The 19,172-nt window shown below is 66.1% G+C and carries 21 protein-coding genes; 12 read left to right on the forward strand and 9 right to left on the reverse strand.

All coding sequences use genetic code 11. From position 1 onward, the window contains the following. Positions 1 to 44 precede the first annotated feature (44 nt). From IOC69_RS04675 to ubiA, 4 genes are read right to left on the reverse strand one after another with little or no spacing between them, the layout of a single operon-like run. Positions 45 to 296, reverse strand: coding sequence for a DUF4170 domain-containing protein (locus IOC69_RS04675; RefSeq protein ID WP_290542373.1), 252 nt, complete (start codon positions 294 to 296; stop codon positions 45 to 47). Continuing rightward, positions 293 to 1,072 carry a 3'(2'),5'-bisphosphate nucleotidase CysQ gene (locus tag IOC69_RS04680; protein ID WP_290542374.1) on the reverse strand — a complete coding sequence of 260 codons (780 nt, stop codon included), beginning with the start codon at positions 1,070 to 1,072 and terminating at the stop codon, positions 293 to 295. Before IOC69_RS04680 ends, IOC69_RS04675 begins: the two co-directional genes overlap by 4 nt. Beyond that, positions 1,065 to 2,387: a metallopeptidase TldD-related protein gene (locus IOC69_RS04685; RefSeq protein WP_290542375.1), complete on the reverse strand. Its 1,323-nt coding sequence runs from the start codon at positions 2,385 to 2,387 to the stop codon at positions 1,065 to 1,067. The genes IOC69_RS04680 and IOC69_RS04685 overlap by 8 nt, the downstream gene beginning before the upstream one ends. After that, positions 2,384 to 3,349, reverse strand: coding sequence for a 4-hydroxybenzoate octaprenyltransferase (gene ubiA, locus IOC69_RS04690; RefSeq protein ID WP_290542376.1), 966 nt, complete (start codon positions 3,347 to 3,349; stop codon positions 2,384 to 2,386). Before ubiA ends, IOC69_RS04685 begins: the two co-directional genes overlap by 4 nt. Here ubiA and IOC69_RS04695 point away from each other — a divergent pair. Next, complete coding sequence (locus IOC69_RS04695) at positions 3,348 to 4,082, forward strand: 16S rRNA (uracil(1498)-N(3))-methyltransferase (RefSeq protein WP_290542377.1); 735 nt, start codon at positions 3,348 to 3,350, stop codon at positions 4,080 to 4,082. The two genes, ubiA and IOC69_RS04695, sit on opposite strands and share 2 nt — an antisense overlap. 120 nt (positions 4,083 to 4,202) lie before the next feature. Beyond that, on the forward strand, positions 4,203 to 5,549 hold the full coding sequence (locus IOC69_RS04700; RefSeq protein WP_290542406.1) for a glutamate--cysteine ligase: 1,347 nt from the start codon (positions 4,203 to 4,205) through the stop codon (positions 5,547 to 5,549). Between the two features lie 10 nt (positions 5,550 to 5,559). Here IOC69_RS04700 and IOC69_RS04705 read toward each other — a convergent pair whose 3' ends face one another. Further along, positions 5,560 to 6,441: a LysR substrate-binding domain-containing protein gene (locus tag IOC69_RS04705; RefSeq protein ID WP_290542378.1), complete on the reverse strand. Its 882-nt coding sequence runs from the start codon at positions 6,439 to 6,441 to the stop codon at positions 5,560 to 5,562. 132 nt (positions 6,442 to 6,573) lie between these two features. On the opposite strand from IOC69_RS04705, the gene IOC69_RS04710 reads away from it, so the two are divergent. Continuing rightward, complete coding sequence (locus IOC69_RS04710; protein WP_290542379.1) at positions 6,574 to 6,858, forward strand: DUF1127 domain-containing protein; 285 nt, start codon at positions 6,574 to 6,576, stop codon at positions 6,856 to 6,858. Positions 6,859 to 6,864: 6 nt separating this feature from the next. On the opposite strand, the gene IOC69_RS04715 is transcribed toward IOC69_RS04710, so the two are convergent. From IOC69_RS04715 to IOC69_RS04730, 4 genes are all read right to left on the reverse strand, one after another. Further along, positions 6,865 to 8,220, reverse strand: a complete 1,356-nt coding sequence (locus IOC69_RS04715; RefSeq protein WP_290542380.1) for an MATE family efflux transporter — start codon at positions 8,218 to 8,220, stop codon at positions 6,865 to 6,867. After that, a complete protein-coding gene (locus IOC69_RS04720) occupies positions 8,217 to 8,828 on the reverse strand; it encodes an HAD family phosphatase (RefSeq protein ID WP_290542381.1) in 612 nt (203 codons plus the stop codon). Before IOC69_RS04720 ends, IOC69_RS04715 begins: the two co-directional genes overlap by 4 nt. 4 nt (positions 8,829 to 8,832) lie before the next feature. Next, the gene (gene tldD / locus IOC69_RS04725; protein WP_290542407.1) at positions 8,833 to 10,194 is read right to left on the reverse strand and encodes a metalloprotease TldD; all 1,362 of its coding nucleotides are present in this window, start codon (positions 10,192 to 10,194) and stop codon (positions 8,833 to 8,835) included. A gap of 190 nt (positions 10,195 to 10,384) precedes the next feature. Continuing rightward, on the reverse strand, positions 10,385 to 11,050 hold the full coding sequence (locus IOC69_RS04730; RefSeq protein WP_290542382.1) for an invasion associated locus B family protein: 666 nt from the start codon (positions 11,048 to 11,050) through the stop codon (positions 10,385 to 10,387). A 320-nt stretch (positions 11,051 to 11,370) separates the two neighbouring features. Here IOC69_RS04730 and coxB point away from each other — a divergent pair, with 320 nt between their 5' ends. The 9 genes from coxB to thrC all read left to right on the forward strand — a co-directional run bounded on the left by coxB (position 11,371) and on the right by thrC (position 19,159). Next, positions 11,371 to 12,270 (forward strand): cytochrome c oxidase subunit II, encoded by a 900-nt coding sequence (gene coxB, locus IOC69_RS04735; protein ID WP_290542383.1) that lies wholly within the window; start codon positions 11,371 to 11,373, stop codon positions 12,268 to 12,270. Positions 12,271 to 12,290: 20 nt separating this feature from the next. Beyond that, positions 12,291 to 13,934 carry a cytochrome c oxidase subunit I gene (gene ctaD, locus IOC69_RS04740; RefSeq protein ID WP_290542384.1) on the forward strand — a complete coding sequence of 548 codons (1,644 nt, stop codon included), beginning with the start codon at positions 12,291 to 12,293 and terminating at the stop codon, positions 13,932 to 13,934. Between the two features lie 16 nt (positions 13,935 to 13,950). Further along, positions 13,951 to 14,907, forward strand: coding sequence for a heme o synthase (locus tag IOC69_RS04745; protein WP_290542385.1), 957 nt, complete (start codon positions 13,951 to 13,953; stop codon positions 14,905 to 14,907). An 8-nt stretch (positions 14,908 to 14,915) separates the two neighbouring features. After that, entirely contained in the window at positions 14,916 to 15,065 is a 150-nt protein-coding gene (locus IOC69_RS04750; RefSeq protein ID WP_290542386.1) for a hypothetical protein, read from the forward strand. Next, positions 15,065 to 15,643 (forward strand): cytochrome c oxidase assembly protein, encoded by a 579-nt coding sequence (locus IOC69_RS04755; RefSeq protein ID WP_290542387.1) that lies wholly within the window; start codon positions 15,065 to 15,067, stop codon positions 15,641 to 15,643. The genes IOC69_RS04750 and IOC69_RS04755 overlap by 1 nt, the downstream gene beginning before the upstream one ends. 12 nt (positions 15,644 to 15,655) lie before the next feature. Next, positions 15,656 to 16,510 (forward strand): cytochrome c oxidase subunit 3, encoded by an 855-nt coding sequence (locus tag IOC69_RS04760; protein ID WP_290542388.1) that lies wholly within the window; start codon positions 15,656 to 15,658, stop codon positions 16,508 to 16,510. A 70-nt stretch (positions 16,511 to 16,580) separates the two neighbouring features. After that, complete coding sequence (locus IOC69_RS04765; RefSeq protein WP_290542389.1) at positions 16,581 to 16,955, forward strand: DUF983 domain-containing protein; 375 nt, start codon at positions 16,581 to 16,583, stop codon at positions 16,953 to 16,955. After that, complete coding sequence (locus IOC69_RS04770; protein WP_290542390.1) at positions 16,952 to 17,698, forward strand: SURF1 family protein; 747 nt, start codon at positions 16,952 to 16,954, stop codon at positions 17,696 to 17,698. Before IOC69_RS04765 ends, IOC69_RS04770 begins: the two co-directional genes overlap by 4 nt. A gap of 69 nt (positions 17,699 to 17,767) precedes the next feature. Beyond that, on the forward strand, positions 17,768 to 19,159 hold the full coding sequence (gene thrC, locus IOC69_RS04775; RefSeq protein WP_290542391.1) for a threonine synthase: 1,392 nt from the start codon (positions 17,768 to 17,770) through the stop codon (positions 19,157 to 19,159). Positions 19,160 to 19,172: the final 13 nt, after the last annotated feature.

A 19,172-nucleotide genomic window follows, 5' to 3' on the forward strand; every position in this document is an offset into this window, starting at 1 on the left:
CGTCGGAAATGCGACCAAAAAAGAGATGGAGCAGGCCCTGCTCTTCAGTCCGGCTTCTGGGTGGAGGGATCGAGCAGGCGGTGCAGGTGGACGATGAAATAGCGCATCTGGGCGTTGTCCAGCGTCTCGCGCGCTTTGGCCAACCAGGCCCGATGGGCCTCGGCGTAATTGGGGTAGAAGCCGACGACGTCGAGCCTGTGGAGGTCCTTGAAAGTAACGGATTTCACGTCGTCCAGCTCGCCGCCGAAGACGAGGTGGAGAAGCTGCTGGCCGGGCTCGGGCGTGCTCTTCGTCATGCAGACCTCTGGCAGTTCAGGGCATCGATCAGCGCCGCATGGCGCTTCGCACCCGCAGCAACGAGGCCTTGCTGCCACGGCTCAGGCCGGTTGTAAATGTATCCTTCGCCGGTGGCGCCCGAGACCCGCCCGCCCGCCTCGGCGACCAGCAATTCGCCCGCCGCGAGGTCCCAGTCATGGCGCCTGCCGATCGAGACCGCGCCATCCAGCCGCCCGGCCGCGACATGCGCAAGCCGCAGCTGCAGGGGAAGCGAGCCGGGGGGATCGGCGGCGATGCCGAGATGGGTGAGCCGGGCCAGAGCCTTGCTGTTGCCGGCGATGCGGGCGCCTGCGAGCGAGACGGGATCGGGCATGCTGAGGCGCGCGCCATTGAACGTTGCGCCCCGGCCTTCAGCAGCGGTGAAGAATTCATCACGATGAGGCGCGAAAACGGCGGCGAGCACCGGGCGGCCGTTGACGGCGAGGGCCGCCGCCACGCACCACTCCTTGCGGCCCTCGAGGAAGGCGCGGGTGCCGTCGATGGGGTCGATGATCCACAGCCGCTCACGCGCCATGCGCGCCCGCGGATCGTCGGCGGTTTCTTCCGACAGCCAGCCGTCACCGGGCCTCGCGGCGCGGATACGCTCTTCGAAGAGGCCGTTGATGGCGAGGTCGCCCTCGGTGACATGGCTGCCGTCAGGCTTGGTCCAGTGCTTCAGGCTCTTCTGCCTGCCGAGCGTGAGGCCCAGTTCGCCCGCCTCGCGCACCACGTCGAAGAGAAGCCCGGCGTCAGACACCGGCAATGGTCAGGCCCTCGACCAGGCAGTTGGGGGCCGACACCGAAGAGCGGAATTCGAGGTTGGAGGCCGGGCGGACGGTCTTGAACATATCCTTCAGGTTTCCGGCGATGGTGATCTCGCTCACCGGGAAGGTCAGCTCGCCGTTCTCGATCCAGAAGCCGGAGGCGCCGCGGCTGTAGTCGCCCGTCACATTGTTGACCGAGGAGCCGATGAGCTCGGTGACGTAGAGGCCCTGCGCGATGCCCTTGATCTGGTCTTCCGGCGTTTCCCTGCCCGCAGGCAGGAAGACGTTGGCGGTGGAGGGCCCGCCGCGCGAGCCCTGGCCCGTGGGCTGAAGCCCCAGTTGCCGGGCCGAGCGCAGGTCGAGCACCCAGCCGGTGAGGATGCCCTTGTCGATGAGGTTGCGCCTTGCGCAGGCCAGCCCCTCGCCGTCGAAGGGGCGCGAGCCGTGGCCCCTGAGCATGTGCGGGTCCTCGACGATGGTGATGTGCGAACCGAAAATCTGCCGGCCCAGCGCATCCTTGAGGAAGGAGGCGCCGCGCGCGATGGCCGCGCCATTGATGGCGCCGAGCAGATGGCCGATCAGCCCTGAGGCCACGCGCCGGTCATAGATCACCGGCACGGACTGCGACTTCACCTTGCGCGGGTTGAGGCGCGCCACCGCGCGCCCGCCCGCGCCGCGGCCCACCGTCTCGGGGTCACGCAGGTCGACAAAGTGGACAGCGGAGGAATAGTCGTAGTCGCGCTGCATGCCGAGCCCCTCGCCGGCGATGGCCGACACCGAAACGCCCACGCCGGTGCGCCGGTAGCCTTGCGCGAAGCCGTTGGAGATGACGATGCCCACCGAGGTTTCCGAGCGCGATGCGTCCGCTCCTGACGACTTGGTCACGCCCCTGACGGCGAGTGCGGCAGCCTCGGCGCGCCTCGCCAGCTCCTCGAGCTTCGCCGGGTCAGGCAGGTCATCGGCGGCGAGGTCGAGTTCGGGGATTTGGGTCACAAGCTGCTCCGGGTCCGCGATGCCGGCATGGGGGTCCGGCGGGGCGAGCCTTGCCATGCGCAGGGCATTTTCGGCCAGACGGTGGATCGCCTCCCTGGTCAGCACGCTGCCGGAGACCGAGGCGGAGGATTTTCCCGCGAAGACCTTGAGCGAAAGGTCGCGGGCCTCCGCCTGCTCCACCTTCTCGATCTTGCCGTCGAGCACGGAGATTTCGGTGGAGCGGCCGTCGGCGGCCACGGCGTGCGCGGCGTCGGCGCCGAGTTTGCGGGCGTGGGCCACGGCCTCGCCCGCAAGGGCAATAAGATCGTCGGTCATGCGAGGAGCGAATCCAGAAAAAAGCCAATGGCGATGATGAGGCCGAATATGCGGTTGGAGCGGAAAAGTTCAAGACAGCGGGCGCCATTGTCCGGCTGGAAGCGGGCCAGTTGCCACGCGCCCTGAAGTGCGGCCCCCGCCACGCCGGCATGGGCGATGATGCCGCCGCCCGCCACCCAGGCCGCAGCATCGATCAGAATGATGGCGAGCGCGAAGAACAGGCTGAGCCACCAGATCGACTGCCCGCCGAACCTGAGGGCCGTGGACTTCAGGCCGATCAGCGCGTCGTCCTCCTTGTCCTGGTGGGCATAGATCGTGTCATAGGCGAGCGTCCAGGAGATGCCGCCGGCATAGAGGAGGAGAGGAGCCAGCGACAGCGACCCGTGGACCGCCGCCCAGCCCACCAGCGCGCCCCAGTTGAAGGCAAGCCCCAGCACCGCCTGCGGCCAGTAGGTGATGCGCTTCATGAAGGGATAGACGGCGACGATGACAAGCGAGGCCGCCCCCGCCGCCACGGTGAACCAGTTGAACCGCAGCAGGACGGCGAGGCCCAGGAGGCAGAGCAGCACGAGGAAGGCCAGCGCCTGCGGAACGCTCACCTGGCCCGCCGGGATGGGGCGCAGTCTTGTGCGCTCCACGCGGCCGTCAAAGTTGCGGTCGGCGATGTCGTTCAGGGTGCAGCCCGCACCGCGCATGATGACGGCGCCGGCGAGGAAGAGCGCGGCATACCAGAGGTTCGGCATGCCGCCGCCCCTGGCGGTCTGCCCGAGCGTCAGGCCCCACCAGCAGGGGAGCAGCAGGAGCCACCAGCCGATGGGCCTTTCGAGCCGCATCAGCCGGGCATAGGGGCGGACCCAGCCTGGCAGCGCGCGGTCCGCCCAATGGTCCGGCAGCGCGTCCGCAATGCACGGTTCGGAGTGACTGGCTTCGCTCATGGGGGCGGTGTACACCGGGCGCAGCATGAAGACCACCCCTCGCCTTCACCTTGATGCCGGGCTTGCCGCTCAGCGGGAGATCGCTCTCGACCGGGAGCAGGCGCATTATCTTGGAGGCGTGCTGCGGCTTGGTCCGGGTGACCCTGTCTCGGTGTTCAATGCGCGCGACGGGGAGTGGCTGGCCCATCTCACCGGAGTGACGAAGAAGGGTGTCGGCATCCGCTGCGAGCGGCAGGTGTCGGCCGTCACGCCACCGCCCGACATCGACTATTGCTTCGCGCCGCTGAAGCATGCGCGGCTCGATTATGTTGTGCAGAAGGCGGCCGAGCTTGGCGCGCGCCGTCTGCGCCCCGTCATCACCCGGCGCACCATTGCGGAGCGGGTGAACCTCGACCGCATGAGGGCCAATGTCATCGAGGCGGCCGAGCAGTGCAACCTCGTGTTTGTGCCGGACGTGCATGAGCCGGTGAAGCTGCCCAGGCTGCTGTGCGACTGGGAGACGGAGCGCGCGCTCGTGCATTGCGACGAGACGGCGGCCATCGCCAACCCCATCGAGGCGCTGCGCCCGCTCAGGGCGCCCGCCGCGGTTCTGATCGGGCCCGAGGGCGGATTCACGGAGGAAGAGAAGGCGCTGCTCGCATCAGCACCCTTCGTCACGGCGATTTCACTGGGGCCGCGCATCATGCGGGCGGACACGGCGGCGGTGGCGGCCTTGACGCTGCTGCAGGCCGTGCTGGGCGATTGGCATCACAAGCCCTGATGGGTCCATTCCGAATCTTCGCTTGCCCGAAGAGGGGCCGCCCGCCTACATGCCCGGACACAGTTTTGACAGGATCGACACCCCTTGAGCGGACCCGCCCCCGACACGCCAAAAGCGCGCATGCCGATCGAGACCAAGGCCCAGCTCATCGGGGAGCTGGCGTCTGGCTCGAAGCCCAGGTCCGCCTGGAAGATCGGCACCGAGCACGAGAAGTTTCCCTTCCTCACCGACACGCTGCAGCCGGTGCAATATCATGGTCCGCGCTCCATCAAGGCGCTGCTTGATGGGCTGAAGGACCGCTATGGCTGGACCGGCGTCCATGAAGGCGAAAACATCATCGCGCTGTCGGACCCCAAGGGCCTCGGCAATGTCTCGCTGGAGCCGGGCGGCCAGTTCGAACTCTCCGGCGCGCCGCTTGATACCGTGCACGAGACCTGCGAGGAGGTGCATGAGCACCTGAGCCAGGTGCGCGAGGTGGGCGACAGGCTGGGCATCGGCTTCCTCGGGCTGGGCGCCTCGCCGCTGTGGAGTCTCGCCGAAACCCCGGTCATGCCCAAGGGCCGCTATGGCATCATGGCGCCCTATATGGACAAGGTGGGAACCAGGGGCCGCGACATGATGTTCCGCACCTGCACCGTGCAGGTGAACCTCGATTTCGCCTCGGAAGCCGACATGGTGAAGAAGCTGCGCGTGTCGCTGGCGCTGCAGCCCGTCGCGACCGCGCTGTTCGCCAATTCGCCCTTTCTTGACGGCAAGCCGAACGGATTCCTCTCCTATCGCTCCGAGGTCTGGCGCGACACCGACAATGCGCGCGCCGGCATGTTGCCCTTCGTCTTCGGGGATGGCTTCGGCTTCGAGCAATATGTGGACTATGCCCTCGATGTGCCGATGTATTTCGTGATGCGCGACGGCAAATACATCAACACCTCGGGAGAAAGCTTCCGCGCCTTCCTCGACGGCCGCCTGCCGCAGCTGCCCGGCGAGAAGCCGGTGATGAAGGACTGGGCCGATCATCTCACGACGATCTTCCCCGAGGTGCGCCTCAAGAAATATCTTGAGATGAGGGGGGCGGATTCGGGCCCGTGGCGGAGGCTCTGCGCGCTGCCCGCGCTGTGGGTGGGGCTGCTCTACGAGCAGGCCCCGCTCGATGCGGCATGGGACCTCGTCAAGGACTGGACGGCGCAGGAGCGCCAGAAGCTGCGCGACGACGCGCCAAGGCAGGCGCTGCACGCGACGGTCCGTGGGCGGAAGGTTCAGGACATCGCGAAAGAGGTTCTCAAAATCGCCCGCGGGGGCCTTGAGGCGCGGGGGCGGCAGGGCTGCAAGGGCAGGACGGAAGCGGCCTTCCTCGATCCCCTCGACGAGATTGCCCAGAGCGGCAGGACGGCGGCCGAAAACCTGCTCGCGCTCTATCACGGCGACTGGCGCCAGGACGTGACGCGGGTGTTCCGCGACTTCGCCTATTGAGGCCTGCCGCTCACTCCGCGGCCATCATCCCCACACTGAAGTTGCCCAGGCTTTCGGCCACGTGGCGGGCGAGAGCCTCCACGGCGGAGCTGCCGCGGCCGGGCTTTCTCATGAGACCGATTTCGAAGGAGCCGAGCGGCGGGAAGCCGTCCTTCCCGGTGAGCACGCGCATGTCGGGGCGCACGCACAGTTCAGGCACCGCGCCCACGGCGAGGCCCGACTGCACCGCGGCATTCAAGGCGTTGGAATTGGAACTCGAATAGGCCACGCGGTATTTGCGGCCGATCCGGTCCAGTGCTTCGATAACCGTGGAGCGCCATTCGCAGCCGGCATGCGTAATGGCGAGCGGCATCACATCCAGCAGATGGGTCGAGTGGCGGGCCGAGGTGACCCAGACGAGCGGCTCGCGCCGCACCGGCTCATCGGTCTGGACATTGCAGCCGAAGGTGACGAGCGCCAGGTCCAGCTCTCCGCGCCTGGTGCGTTCGAAGAGGACGGAGGTGTTGAGACACTCGACATCCACCGTCACCAGCGGGTGGGTGCGGGCGAAGCGGGCGAGGATTTCGGGCAGGAAGCGGTCGGCATAGTCATCCGGCGTGCCGAAGCGCACCGTGCCGGTGAGCTCCGGGCGCTTGAAGGTGGCCACCGCCTCGTCATTGAGCGACACCAGCCGCCGCGCATATTCGACCAGCCGCTCGCCGTCCGGCGTGAGGCGGCTGGCCCGCCCGTCACGCGCGAAGAGGGGTCGGCTCAGCAGCTCCTCCAGCCGCTTCATCTGCATCGAGACGGCGGACTGGGTCTTGTTCACCTCCTCGGCGGCGCGGGTGAAGCTGCCGGTGTCCGAAATGGCGAGAAAGGTCTTCAGAAGGTCGATGTCAAGGTTGGGGATCATGGCATAACCCATCAGTGATTGTGATCAATACCATAAGATACATTCGTTGGATAAATCAATGGTCCTCGTGCATTCTTCAACCATCGCAAAATGAATGCGGCCCCACGGCAGGGGCCAGACGGCGGAAGGGGAATGGTCCACTCCGTCAACGAGGAGGACTTTGCCATGGAAGACTATGCCCTGCATCGTGCTGAAGCCGCGGAAGCCACGGGAAGCCTGGCGCTGTTGTGGAACCTGCTCCGCAACTGGGGGGCCCGCCGGGCGGTTGCCCGGCTTGACGCGCTGGACGACCTCCTGCTCGACGACATCGGCGTCACCCGCCCGGAGGTGCGCTGGGCGGCAGGCCTGCCGCTCAGCGTCAATGCCGCGCTGGAGCTGGAGGAACGGGCCAACCGCCGCCGCCGGCACGGGCTGTGAGCGGGCTTATCCGGCTGCCTTGGTTGCGCTGCGTCTCACGATGGCATAGGCGGCGATCACCGATGCAATGCCGAAGATGACGGAGCCCAGCGCGGTTCCCGCCAGCAGCCCCTCCGGGCCGCCCATGCGCGCCCCGATCATCGCGAAGGGAATGGTGCCGAGCGTTGCCTTGGCCCAGTTGAACCAGCTCGACAGCGTGGGCCTTCCCAAATTGTTGAAGGCGGCGTTCGCCACAAACTGGCCGCCGGTGAAGGCCCAGCTGATGCCGATGAAGGTGCAGAAGAAAACGACGAGATCGCGCGAGCGGCCGGCCGCGTTGAAGGCCTCGGCGATCTGGTGGCGGAACAGGAACAGCAGGAGCGAGGTGAGGAGCGTGTAGATGGCCGAGAAGATCAGCCCGTCGGTGAGTGTCCTGCGCACCCGGTCATGGCGCCTGGCGCCGTAGTTCTGGCCGATGATGGGCCCCACCGAACCGGCCAGCGAAAAGATGATGCCGAAGGCCACCGGCACCAACCTCCCGACGATGGCGAAACCCGCCACCGATTCATCGCCGAAGGGGGCTATCCCATAGGTGATATAGGCATTGGCAAAGGGCTGCGCGAGCTGGGTGAGGATGGCCGGGAAGGCAATGGCCCAGAGCGGCGGGAAATCGCGCTTCAGGCCGCCAAGCCGGAACGGGTTGATGAAGCGGTGCACCCGCACGACGCCATGGAGCCCGATGCCGAAGGACACGATATAGCCCAGCACCGTGGCCGCCGCGGCGCCCTGGATGCCCCAGCCGAAACCGAAGATGAAGACGGGGTCGGCGCAGGCCGTGACGATTGCGGTGGACAGCGTGATGTACATGGCCCGCCGCGCATCGCCCAGGCCCCGCAGAATGAAGGAACACGAGATCGCCCCGGCGATCAGCACATAGCCGGGCGACAGCGTCCAGATGAAAAGCTGCGCCAGCCGCCGCGCCTCGCCATGGGCGCCGAGCAGCGCGAGCAGCGCGCCGCTCCCCAGGTCGATGGCGAGCGTGATGAGCGACGCGGTGATGAGCGCGAACATCAGCGCGCTGGTGGCGAACTGCCGCGCCCGCTGCCGGTCGCCCGCGCCGACGTTGCGCGCCACGAGTGCCGCCGCCGCAATGCCGCAGCCGATCGACACCGACAGGTTGGAGAACACGATGGTTCCGGCATAGCCCACGGCCGCCGTCACTTCCGTGTCGTTCAGAAGCGACAGAAAGAAGAGGTCGACGAGATCGACCATGAACAGCGACATGAGGCCCACCGCACCGGTGAGCGTCATCACCACCACATGGCGCATGGTGGAGCCGGTGATGAAGGGGGCGGCGCGCATCTCCCCGTCTGCGCGGCTCATGCGGCAAGGCCCATGCCGCGGACGGCGGGCAGGAGCTGATCGTGGCTGACGAAGTGGTGGCCCTTGAGGCCCGCCAGGCGCGCGCCCGCGACGTTCGACTTCTTGTCGTCGATGAACCAGCAGCGCGCCGGATCGGCGCCCATGCGCTCCATCAGCCTGGTGAAGCTCCTGGGGTCCGGCTTCCTGAGGCCGAATTCGAAGGAGTGGTAATGCTCGGCGAAGATGGCGGCACAGGCGGGAAACAGCTCGGCGAGGGCCGCCCTGGTGAGCGGACCGTTGTTGGAATAGATGGCGATGCGCACCTGCTGGCCCACCGACTTCGCCAGCGCCAGCATGTCGGGCCAGGGCGTCATCGCCTCGCGCCGCGCGTCCACCCATTGACCGCGGGTGAGCGGGAAACCCAGGCGGCGGGCGAATTCGCGCAGATAGTCATCGGGGTCCGGGTAATCGCCCGAATCGGCGGCATCCTCGAACCCTGAATCCCAGATGGCGGCGCGGATGTCGCGCGGCGTCTGGCCGGTGATGCGGGCCAGCGCCCTCAGCCTGCGTCCGAGATCGTAGCGGCACAGCACGTCGTCCATGTCGAAGATGACGGCCTCGGGCTTCATCTCCTCAGGCGGCCGTGCCGCCGACGGTGAGCCTGTCGATGCGGAGCGACGGCTGGCCCACGCCCACCGGCACGCCCTGGCCCTGCTTGCCGCAGGTGCCGACGCCGGAATCAAGCGCCATGTCGTTGCCCACCATGGAGATGCGGGTGAGCGCATCGGCCCCCGCGCCGATGAGGGTGGCGCCCTTCACCGGCTGGGTGATCCTGCCATCCTCGATCAGATAGGCCTCGGTGCAGGAGAATACGAACTTGCCCGAGGTGATGTCCACCTGTCCGCCGCCGAAGGACTTGGCGAAGAGGCCGCGCCTGATCGAGCGCCGGATCTCCTCCGGATGCCTGTCGCCTGACAGCATGTAGGTGTTGGTCATGCGCGGCATGGGCGCATGTGCATGGGACTGGCGGCGGCCGTTGCCGGTGGGGGCCGCACCCATCAGGCGGGCGTTCATCCGGTCCTGCATGAGGCCCACCAGAATGCCGTCCTCGATCAGCGTGGTGCAGCCGGACGGCGTGCCCTCGTCGTCGATGGTGATGGAGCCGCGGCGTCCGGCGATCGTGCCGTCATCGACGATGGTGACGCCCCTGGACGCCACCCGGTTTCCCAGCATGCCGGTGAACACGCTCGTCTTCTTGCGGTGGAAGTCGCCCTCAAGGCCGTGGCCCACCGCCTCATGCAGCAGAATGCCGGGCCAGCCGGGACCCAGCAGCACGTCCATCTCTCCGGCCGGGGCCGGACGGGCTTCAAGCGACACGAGGCTCTGGCGCAGCGCCTCCCGGGTGGCGGCCATCCAGACATCGTCGGTGAAATAGGAAAGCGGCTCGCCGCGGCCGCCCAGGCCATGGCTGCCCTGCCCCTGTTCCCTGCCGTCGGATGAAACCACCGAAATGTTGAAGCGGACCAGCGGCCGCACGTCACGGTAGCTGGAGCCGTCACCGCGCAGGATTTCCACCGCCTGCCAGTCGGCCGACATGGAGACTGAAACCTGCTTCACCCGCGGGTCGAGGCCGCGGGCATAGGCATCGGCCTTCTCGAGCAGCGCGACTTTCCCGGAAAAGTCCATGGCGTCGGACGGGTTGGCATCGGCATAGAGCTTGCGGTTGGTGCGCTCCGGCGCCACCGCGTGGACGACGGGGCTTCCGGTGGCCACGGTGCGGCACACATCGGCAGCACGGCGCAATGCGGCAACCGAGAGGTCGGTCGCATGGGCATAGGCGGCGGTCTCGCCCCTCACCGCGCGGAGGCCAAAGCCTTGTGTTTCATCGAAGCTTGCCGATTTCAGCTTGCCGTCGTCCCAGACCAGGCTTTCGGTCTGGCGTTTCTCGACGAAGAGTTCGCCATCCTCCGCATCCCGCAGCGCGTCGGCCACCAGGGCTTCCGCCTCGGCGCGGCTGAAATCGTCGGTATCGAAGAGCGAAACGGGGGCAGAGTCGGGCACGGGTTCACCTGTTGGGTCAGACGCTGTGACGCCTCAAGATAGGCGAGCGGCGCGCATTCCGCCAGAAATGAAAAGGGGGCCGCTCCGGCGAAACGGCCCCTGTCCGATGCGGGAAAAGGGCGGATCAGCCGCCGCTGCTGGCCTTGTCAAGGGCGGCAAGCGAGGCCGAGAAGCCATCAAGCGACAGCTTCATCGGCAGGCCGATGCCCGGCGCCTCATAGATGATGAAGTTGGCGGCCTTGCCCTTCTTGAGCTTCGCCAGCGTGTCGGGGCTGGCTTCCGCGAATGCCATGCAGATCTGCGGCATGCAGCGGGTGAAGGGCACGCGGCCCACCGCATTGCCGTCAATCTCCAGGGCCACGCCGGTGGGCAGGAACACGCCGATGGGCGCGATCACCCGCATGTTGTAAAGCGGCTTGCCGTTCTGCTGGGTGCTGACGATGACGAGCGTCAGCGAGGCCTTCGGGTTTTTCTCGCTGGTGGTGACCTGAACCATGCCGCACTGGCGGCCGCCAGGCTGGCCTTCCGTGGCCGGCACGGTTTCGCACTGCACCTTCCACTGACCGTTTTCGGCGATCAAATCGATCTTGGGGGCTTGCGGCTGACCGGGCTGGGCCGCCTTGCTGGCGCGGGGGCCGAACTGCGGCTGCTGGCCGCCCGCAGGCGCCTGCTGATCCTGCTTCTGGACGGCGGTGTTTTGGGCGGAAGCGGCGCCGGACAGACCGAGGCTGAGCGCGATGCCGAGGGAGGTGAGGGCGAGCAGGCGGCTCGGCTTGAGTGTGATTCGCACGGAGTTCTACCTTCTGTAATCCCGACCTGGCGGGTTTAGCGCCGCCTTTTGGCCTGCACAACCCGCATTCGTTGCGGATATTGCCGGCGCGCTGCTTGCCTGCCGGATCGGCGGCGGTCGGTTTCGGGGGGAATTGGGGCGGAATTCCGGTGGCGGCCGGGGCAGACCACGGCACGACGTTTTGCCGCGCCTGCCCAAGTTGCGGCGGGGCGGCGGATGTGGTTCACACTCACTATCTGGGGTGGGGGTCCCGTGAACGGCCGCAGCCCCCACTGTCCTTGTGCGTTTACCCGCAAGGCCTTGATTGAGAGAGGGTTACGATGACGTTTCGCAACACATTGACGGCAGGACTTGGCCTTGCGGCAGTCCTCGCATGGGCCCCGGCGGCCTGGGCCATCGATGGCTATGCCCATCCCTGGCAGATGGGTCTGCAGCCGTCGAACTCACCCTCGATGGTCGGCATTCACAGCCTGCACAATTATTTGCTGGTGGTCATTACGGCGATCGTGCTGTTCGTGCTCGGACTGCTGGTCTATGTCATGACGAAGTTCAACGCGCGGGCCAACCCGGTGCCGTCCCGCACCACGCACAACACCACGGTTGAGGTGCTTTGGACGGTCATTCCCATTATCATTCTTGTGTCGATCGCCGTCCCCTCCTTCAAGCTGCTTTATCTCCAGCGCGACATCCCCGCCGCCGACATGACCATCAAGGTCATCGGCAACCCCTCGTGGAACTGGACCTATGAATATCCTGACCTCGGCCTCAATGAGGACGGCTCCGCCAAGGTCTCCTTCACCGCCACGCTCGACGACAAGGCGCGCGACATCAAAACCGCCGAAGAGGCGAATATCCCCTACCTGCTCAAGACCGACAATCCGGTCGTCGTGCCGGTGGACAAGACAGTCAAGCTCATCGTCACCTCCGACCCGGACGGCATCATCCACGCCTGGACGATCCCGCAGTTCGGCATGAAGATCGACGCCATCCCCGGCCGCCTGAACCAGGACTGGTTCCACGCCGAGCGCGAGGGCGTGTTTTTTGGCCAGTGCTCGGAACTCTGCGGCAAGGACCACGCCTTCATGCCGATCGAGGTGCATGTCGTCTCGCAGGCCGACTATGACATCTGGGCCAAAACCGCCCAGACCGCCGGGCTTGAAGAAGCCTACAAATATCTCGCCAGCGCGGAAGCCGCGGACGGCAAGCTGGCTCAGAAGTAACCGGGAACGAGGCATTCAGAATGGCACACGCAATCGCCGCGCACGACGACCACCCGACGGGCTGGAAGCGTTACGTCTATTCGACCAACCACAAGGACATCGGCACGATGTATCTGTGGTTCGCGATTTTCTCAGGCGTCATCGGCGGCATCCTGTCCATCCTTATGCGCATGGAGCTTGCCGAGCCTGGCATCCAGTATTTCCAGGGCCTCGCCACCATGGTTTACGGCACGCCGGCTGACGCCGCGGTCGATGCCGGCAAGCACATGTACAATGTGTTCGTGACGGCGCATGGCCTGCTGATGATCTTCTTCATGGTCATGCCGGCGATGATCGGCGGCTTCGGCAACTGGTTCGTGCCGCTGATGATCGGCGCGCCCGACATGGCCTTCCCGCGCATGAACAACATATCCTTCTGGCTGCTGCCGCCGGCACTGGTCCTGCTCGTCATTTCAATGTTCGTCGAAGGCCCGCCCGGCGCCATGGGCACGGGCGGCGGCTGGACCATCTATCCGCCGCTGTCGACCACCGGCCAGCCCGGCCCCGCCATGGACTTCGCGATCCTCGCCCTGCACATCGCCGGCGCCTCGTCGATCCTCGGCGCCATCAACTTCATCACCACCATCTTCAACATGCGCGCGCCGGGCATGACGCTGCACAAGATGCCGCTGTTCGTGTGGTCGGTGCTGGTCACGGTCTTCCTGCTGCTCCTGTCGCTGCCGGTTCTTGCCGGCGGCATCACCATGCTGCTGACCGACCGCAACTTCGGCACCGCCTTCTTCGTGCCTTCGGCCGGCGGCGACCCGGTGCTGTTCCAGCATCTGTTCTGGTTCTTCGGCCATCCGGAAGTCTACATCCTCATCCTGCCCGGCTTCGGCATCATCTCGCAGATCGTGGCGACCTTCTCGCGGAAGCCGGTGTTCGGCTATCTCGGCATGGCCTATGCCATGGTGGCGATCGGCGTCGTCGGCTTCATTGTGTGGGCGCACCACATGTACACCGTCGGCCTCGACGCCGACACGCAGGCCTACTTCGTCGCCGCCACGATGATCATCGCGGTCCCGACGGGTGTGAAGATATTCTCGTGGATCGCCACCATGTGGGGCGGGTCGATCGACTTCAAGGCGCCGATGATCTGGGCGCTGGGCTTCATCTTCCTGTTCACCGTGGGCGGCGTGACCGGCGTGGTGCTGGCCAATGCCGGCGTCGACCGCGTGCTGCACGACACCTATTATGTGGTGGCCCACTTCCACTATGTTCTGTCCCTCGGCGCCGTCTTCGCCATTTTCGCGGGCTGGTACTACTGGTTCCCCAAAATGTATGGCTACACATACAATGAAGGGATCGCCAAGCTGCACTTCTGGGTGACGTTCATCGGCGTGAACATGGTGTTCTTCCCGCAGCACTTCCTCGGTCTCGCCGGCATGCCGCGCCGCTACATCGACTATCCGACGGTGTTCGCGGGCTGGAACCAGATCTCCTCCTACGGCTCTTATATCTCGGCCGTGGGCGTTTTGATCTTCCTCTACGGCGTGTACGACGCCTTCGCCAAAAAGCGCCAGGCGGGCGACAATCCGTGGGGTGCCGGCGCCACAACGCTGGAGTGGACGCTGTCGTCTCCTCCGCCGTTCCACCAGTTCTCCACCCTGCCGGTGATCAAGTAAGCCCGCTGACGACACGATGAGCGACATCAACGCCCAGCTCGCCGAAATCCCGGCCGCCGAATCCGGCGGCCAGGGCACGGTGAAGGACTTCCTCGCGCTGCTCAAGCCGCGGGTCATGTCGCTTGTCATCTTCACGGCCTTCGTGGGGCTCGTCGCGGCGCCGGGCACGCTGCACCCCTGGCTTGCCTTCGTGGCGCTGCTGGCGATCGCGGTGGGCGCGGGTGCTGCAGGGGCCCTCAACATGTGGTATGACGCCGATATCGACGCGGTGATGAAGCGCACCGCGAAGCGCCCTGTTCCCGCCGGTGCCGTCACCCCTTCGGAAGCGCTGGGCTTCGGCATGGTGCTCGCCGCGGGCTCGGTTCTTGTGCTGGGCCTGCTGGTCAATGTGCTGGCGGGCGCGCTGCTGGCCTTCACCATCTTCTTCTATATCGCCATCTACACCATGTGGCTGAAGCGGCTGACGCCGCAGAACATCGTGATCGGCGGCGCGGCGGGCGCCTTCCCGCCGATGGTCGGCTGGGTGTCGGTGACGGGTTCGGTCGACCTCGGCTCCATCGCGCTGTTCCTCATCATCTTCACCTGGACGCCGCCCCACTTCTGGGCGCTGGCCCTGTGGAAGAAAATCAATGAGGATTACTCAAGGGCCGGCGTGCCCATGCTGCCTGTCGTCGCCGGCGCTGGCGAGACGCGCCGCCAGATCCTGCTCTATTCGCTTCTGCTCTTTCCGGTGACGCTGTTTCCGGCGCTGACCGGCACGGTGGGCTGGCTCTATCTCGCGGCCAATACCGGGCTGGGGCTGGTGTTCATCTGGCATGCCTGGCGGGTCTATTCGCTGCGCGAGGGCCAGGAGGCGGAGATTGCCTGCAAGAAGCTGTTCGGCTTCTCCACCATGTGGCTGTTCGTCGTCTTCGCGCTGATCCTGGCCGAGCGGGCGGTGGGCATTCCCAGCTTTGCGCCGGTCCTCGGATGAAGGATGCGATGACCAATACCCCCTTCGGACCCGAAGACATGGCGCGCCGCAAGAAGCGCGCCATTGCCATGGCGGTGATTCTTGCCGCCCTCGTGGTGCTGTTCTTCGTCACGACCGTCGTCCGTCTGGGCGGCTCGGTTGCAATGCGGAGCCTCTGATGAAGCAGCACCGGAATATCCGCGTCGTCGCGATGTCAGCCGCCACGGTGGCGGCGATGATCGGGCTCACCTATGCCTCGGTGCCGCTCTACCGGCTGTTCTGCCAGGTCACGGGCTATGGCGGCACGGTGCAGCGCGCGCAGGCGGCACCGGAGCAGGCCATCGACAAGGCCGTGTCGGTGCGGTTCGACGCCAACACCTCCGGCAAGCTCGACTGGGCGTTCCACCCGCTGCAGACCACGCTGAGGGTGAGGCTGGGCGAGCAGAACATGGCCTATTACGAGGCGGCGAACCATTCCGGCAGGGCGGTGACGGGCAGCGCCGTGTTCAACGTCTCGCCGCCGCAGGCCGGGGCCTATTTCAACAAGATCCAGTGCTTCTGCTTCACCGAGCAGACGCTGCAGCCCGGCGAAAAGATCGAGATGCCCGTGACCTTCTTCGTCGACCCGGATATGCTGAAGGACCCGGACGCCGCGGGCATCGATGAAATCACCTTGTCCTATACCTTCTATCCGGTGGACAAGACCAAGGCTGTGACGGAGGCCAAGACCGAGGCCCCCGCCAGCGTCGCGAATTGAGGAGCAGGGGACATGGCTGACGCCAACGCCAAGAATCACGATTACCACCTGGTCGATCCAAGCCCATGGCCGTTCGTCGGCTCCATTTCGGCTTTTGTGCTCGCCGTTGGCGCGGTGTTCTGGATGCACGGGGATTTGAGCCCGGCGGTGATGCTTCTCGGCTTCGCCGGGGTGCTCTACACCATGTTCATGTGGTGGCGGGACGTCATCATGGAGGGCGACCAGCAGCACCACACGCCGGTCGTGGCCCTCCACCTGCGCTATGGCATGCTGATGTTCATCGCCTCGGAGGTGATGTTCTTCGTGGCCTGGTTCTGGGCCTTCTTCGACGCCAGCCTGTTCCCCGGCGAGGCGATCCAGGCCTCGCGCGCGGTGGCAACCGGCGGCGTCTGGCCGCCCAAGGGCACGGTGATCTTCGACCCCTGGCACCTGCCGCTGATCAATACGCTGATCCTGCTCACCTCCGGCACCACCATCACCTGGGCGCACCATGCGCTGCTCAACAACGACCGCAAGGGGCTGCGGATGGGCCTGCTGGCGACGGTGCTGCTGGGGGTGCTGTTCACCATGGTCCAGGCCTATGAATATTCGCATGCCGCCTTCGCCTTCCACCGTGACAATGGCGGCAATATCTATGGCTCGACCTTCTTCATGGCCACGGGTTTCCACGGCTTCCACGTCATCATCGGCACCATCTTCCTCCTCGTCTGCCTCATCCGCGCCTCGCGCGGGGCCTTCACGCCGAAAGCGCATTTCGGCCTTGAGGCGGCGGCCTGGTACTGGCACTTCGTCGATGTGGTCTGGCTGTTCCTGTTCGCCTCCATCTATATCTGGGGCTCGGCGGGCGTGATCATTCCGGAGGGCTGACCGCCGGGTTTTCTGCTAAACCGGGGCCGCAACGGACAACCGCTGCGGCCCCTTCGCTTTCGAGGACTGGATGAACGACGTCCATTACCCCAACCTCTCGCCCCTCAAGACCGGCCTTGCCGGCGCCTGCCCGCGCTGCGGCCGGGGCAAGCTGTTTGACGGCTATCTCACGGTCGCCGACAAATGCCGGAGCTGCGGGCTCTCCTATCAATTCGCCGATGGCGGCGACGGGGCGGCGTGGTTCGTCATGCTCTTTGTCTGCGTCGCCGGTGTCGGCTCCATCCTCGGCGTCGAGGCGGCCTACAGCCCGCCCTATTGGGTGCATGCGCTGATTGCCATTCCGCTTCTCATCATCCTGCCCATGCTGCTGCTGCGCCCGGTGAAGGGCCTGCTCATCAGCCAGCAATGGAAGACCGGCGCCAGCGAAGGACGCCTGCAGAAATGATCCGCCCGCACGAGCGCCCGCCGCGCATCTGGCCGGTCGTGGCGGCCAGCGTCATCGGCCTCGCCATCCTCGTCTCGCTCGGCGTCTGGCAGGTGAAACGTCTGGCCGCCAAGGAGGCGCTGCTCGCGCGGCTCGCCGCCAATGCGGCCGCGGCTCCGGTCGATCTGCCGACGGCGCTCGACATGTCACGCGCGGGCAGCAACGTCGAATTCGTGCGGGTGAAGTTCACCGGCTCCTACAAGAACCAGCCGCGCATGAAGATGCTCTCGGGCTATGCGGGCGGGCAGGGCTGGACCATCATCGCGCCCGTTGCGAGCGAGGACGGCTGGGCGGCGATCGTCGACCGCGGCCGGCTGCCCGGCCAGAAGCTGGACAGCTATACGCTGCTCGAGGGTCCGCAGGAGATCGAGGGCGTCATCCGCACCCATCCCAATGGCCAGGGCTATTTCGACCCGGTGAATGATCCCGCATCCGGCATGTGGCATTGGTGGGACGTCAAGTCCATGCTGGCGGCGAGCGGCCTGCCCGCGGAGCTTAAGCCCTTCCCCTTCGCCATCCAGCTGGTGCCCACGGAGAATGGCGTGGAGTTCCCCAGGCCGCAGGAGCCCAAGGCCGATCTCGCCAACAATCACCTGGGCTATGCCATCACCTGGTTCGGCCTGGCGGCAACCCTGCTGGGCGTCGCCGGCTTTTATATCCTCGACCTGCGCCGGCGGCGGAAGAACTGGCATGACCTGAGCTGAGGGAAAGCTCCGCTTGAAGGCCTGCGGGCCGGGGGCTAAAGCTGCCCCAATCCTTGAGGGGTCACGGCCTTGCGTTATGTGTCGACACGGGGCGAGTCCCCGGAACTCGGTTTCGAAGACGTTCTGCTCACCGGTCTCGCCCGCGACGGCGGTCTCTATGTGCCGGCCGTCTGGCCCGAGCTGCCGGGCCGCGCCCTCGCGCATTTGCAGGGCAGGAGTTATGAGGATGTGGCCTTCGCGGTGATGCACCCCTTCATCGGCGGGGCGATCCCGGAGGCGGACCTCAGGCGCATGATCGCGGAAGCTTATGCGGGTTTCGGCCACCCGGCGGTGGCGCCCCTGAAGCAGCTTGACGACAACCAGTGGCTGCTTGAGCTTTTCCATGGCCCCACGCTCGCCTTCAAGGACGTGGCGATGCAGCTCCTCGCGCGGCTGATGGACTGGGCGCTGGCCGGGCGCCGGACCAGGGCAACGATCGCCGGCGCCACCAGCGGCGACACCGGCGGCGCCGCGATCGAGGCCTTCAAGTCCTCGCAATATGCCTCGGTTTTCATGATGCATCCCCATGGCCGCGTGTCGGAGGTGCAGCGCCGCCAGATGACGACGGTCGAGTCGGCCTCCATCCACAACATCGCCATCGAAGGCAATTTCGACGACTGCCAGGCCATCGTGAAGGCGCTTTTCAATGACCACGCCTTCCGCGATCACGTGGGGCTGGCCGGCGTAAACTCCATCAACTGGGCGCGCATCATGGCGCAGACGGTCTATTACGTGACCGCCGCGCTGTCGCTGGGAGCGCCAGGCCGCGCGGTGAGTTTCTCGGTGCCCACCGGCAATTTCGGCGACATCTTCGCCGGCCTCGTGGCCAAGCGCATGGGCTTGCCCATCGACCGGCTGCTGATCGCCACCAACGTCAACGACATCCTCGACCGCACGCTGAAGACCGGCCGCTACGAGCAGCGCGGCGTGAGGCCCTCGACCAGCCCGTCGATGGACATTCAGATCTCCAGCAACTTCGAGCGTTTGCTGTTCCTCGCCTATGCCAGAGACCCCAATGCGGTGCGTCATTTGATGGCGGGTCTCGCCCAGTCCGGCAGCTTCACGGTCGGCGACCGCGAGCTCGAACAGATCCGCCATGAATTCGGATCCGGTGCCGCGGACGAGGCCGAAACGGCGCTCACCATCCGCGAGACCCTTGCCCAGACGGGCGAGCTTCTCGACCCGCATACGGCGGTGGGCTATGCAGTCGCGCGGAAGGCGGAAGCCTCGGCCAGCCCCATGGTGACGCTCGCCACCGCCCATCCCGCCAAGTTCCCCGATGCGGTGGAGAAGGCCTGCGGTGTCCGCCCCGGCCTGCCGCCGCGCCTCTCCGGCTTGCTGACGGCCAGGGAACGGTTCACAGTATTGCCCAATGACGTGGGCAGCGTGCGCGACTTCATTCTGTCGCGGCAGCAGGCCTGAACGAGAGCAAGCG

This window comes from Aestuariivirga sp. (genome assembly GCF_020252405.1).
In the GTDB taxonomy this organism is placed as follows: Bacteria; Pseudomonadota; Alphaproteobacteria; order Rhizobiales; family Aestuariivirgaceae; genus Aestuariivirga.

Bases quoted from the DNA above. Each gene is read 5' to 3' on its own strand.
- ctaD (WP_290542384.1), top strand. From the start codon at position 12,291: ATGGCACACGCAATCGCCGCGCACGACGACCACCCGACGGGCTGGAAG.
- ubiA (WP_290542376.1), bottom strand. From the start codon at position 3,349: ATGCTGCGCCCGGTGTACACCGCCCCCATGAGCGAAGCCAGTCACTCC.
- IOC69_RS04755 (WP_290542387.1), top strand. From the start codon at position 15,065: ATGAAGCAGCACCGGAATATCCGCGTCGTCGCGATGTCAGCCGCCACG.
- IOC69_RS04710 (WP_290542379.1), top strand. From the start codon at position 6,574: ATGGTCCACTCCGTCAACGAGGAGGACTTTGCCATGGAAGACTATGCC.
- coxB (WP_290542383.1), top strand. From the start codon at position 11,371: ATGACGTTTCGCAACACATTGACGGCAGGACTTGGCCTTGCGGCAGTC.
- IOC69_RS04705 (WP_290542378.1), bottom strand. From the start codon at position 6,441: ATGATCCCCAACCTTGACATCGACCTTCTGAAGACCTTTCTCGCCATT.
- IOC69_RS04700 (WP_290542406.1), top strand. From the start codon at position 4,203: ATGCCGATCGAGACCAAGGCCCAGCTCATCGGGGAGCTGGCGTCTGGC.
- IOC69_RS04770 (WP_290542390.1), top strand. From the start codon at position 16,952: ATGATCCGCCCGCACGAGCGCCCGCCGCGCATCTGGCCGGTCGTGGCG.
- IOC69_RS04760 (WP_290542388.1), top strand. From the start codon at position 15,656: ATGGCTGACGCCAACGCCAAGAATCACGATTACCACCTGGTCGATCCA.
- IOC69_RS04765 (WP_290542389.1), top strand. From the start codon at position 16,581: ATGAACGACGTCCATTACCCCAACCTCTCGCCCCTCAAGACCGGCCTT.
- IOC69_RS04720 (WP_290542381.1), bottom strand. From the start codon at position 8,828: ATGAAGCCCGAGGCCGTCATCTTCGACATGGACGACGTGCTGTGCCGC.
- IOC69_RS04745 (WP_290542385.1), top strand. From the start codon at position 13,951: ATGAGCGACATCAACGCCCAGCTCGCCGAAATCCCGGCCGCCGAATCC.
- IOC69_RS04695 (WP_290542377.1), top strand. From the start codon at position 3,348: ATGAAGACCACCCCTCGCCTTCACCTTGATGCCGGGCTTGCCGCTCAG.
- IOC69_RS04685 (WP_290542375.1), bottom strand. From the start codon at position 2,387: ATGACCGACGATCTTATTGCCCTTGCGGGCGAGGCCGTGGCCCACGCC.
- IOC69_RS04750 (WP_290542386.1), top strand. From the start codon at position 14,916: ATGACCAATACCCCCTTCGGACCCGAAGACATGGCGCGCCGCAAGAAG.
- IOC69_RS04715 (WP_290542380.1), bottom strand. From the start codon at position 8,220: ATGAGCCGCGCAGACGGGGAGATGCGCGCCGCCCCCTTCATCACCGGC.
- IOC69_RS04675 (WP_290542373.1), bottom strand. From the start codon at position 296: ATGACGAAGAGCACGCCCGAGCCCGGCCAGCAGCTTCTCCACCTCGTC.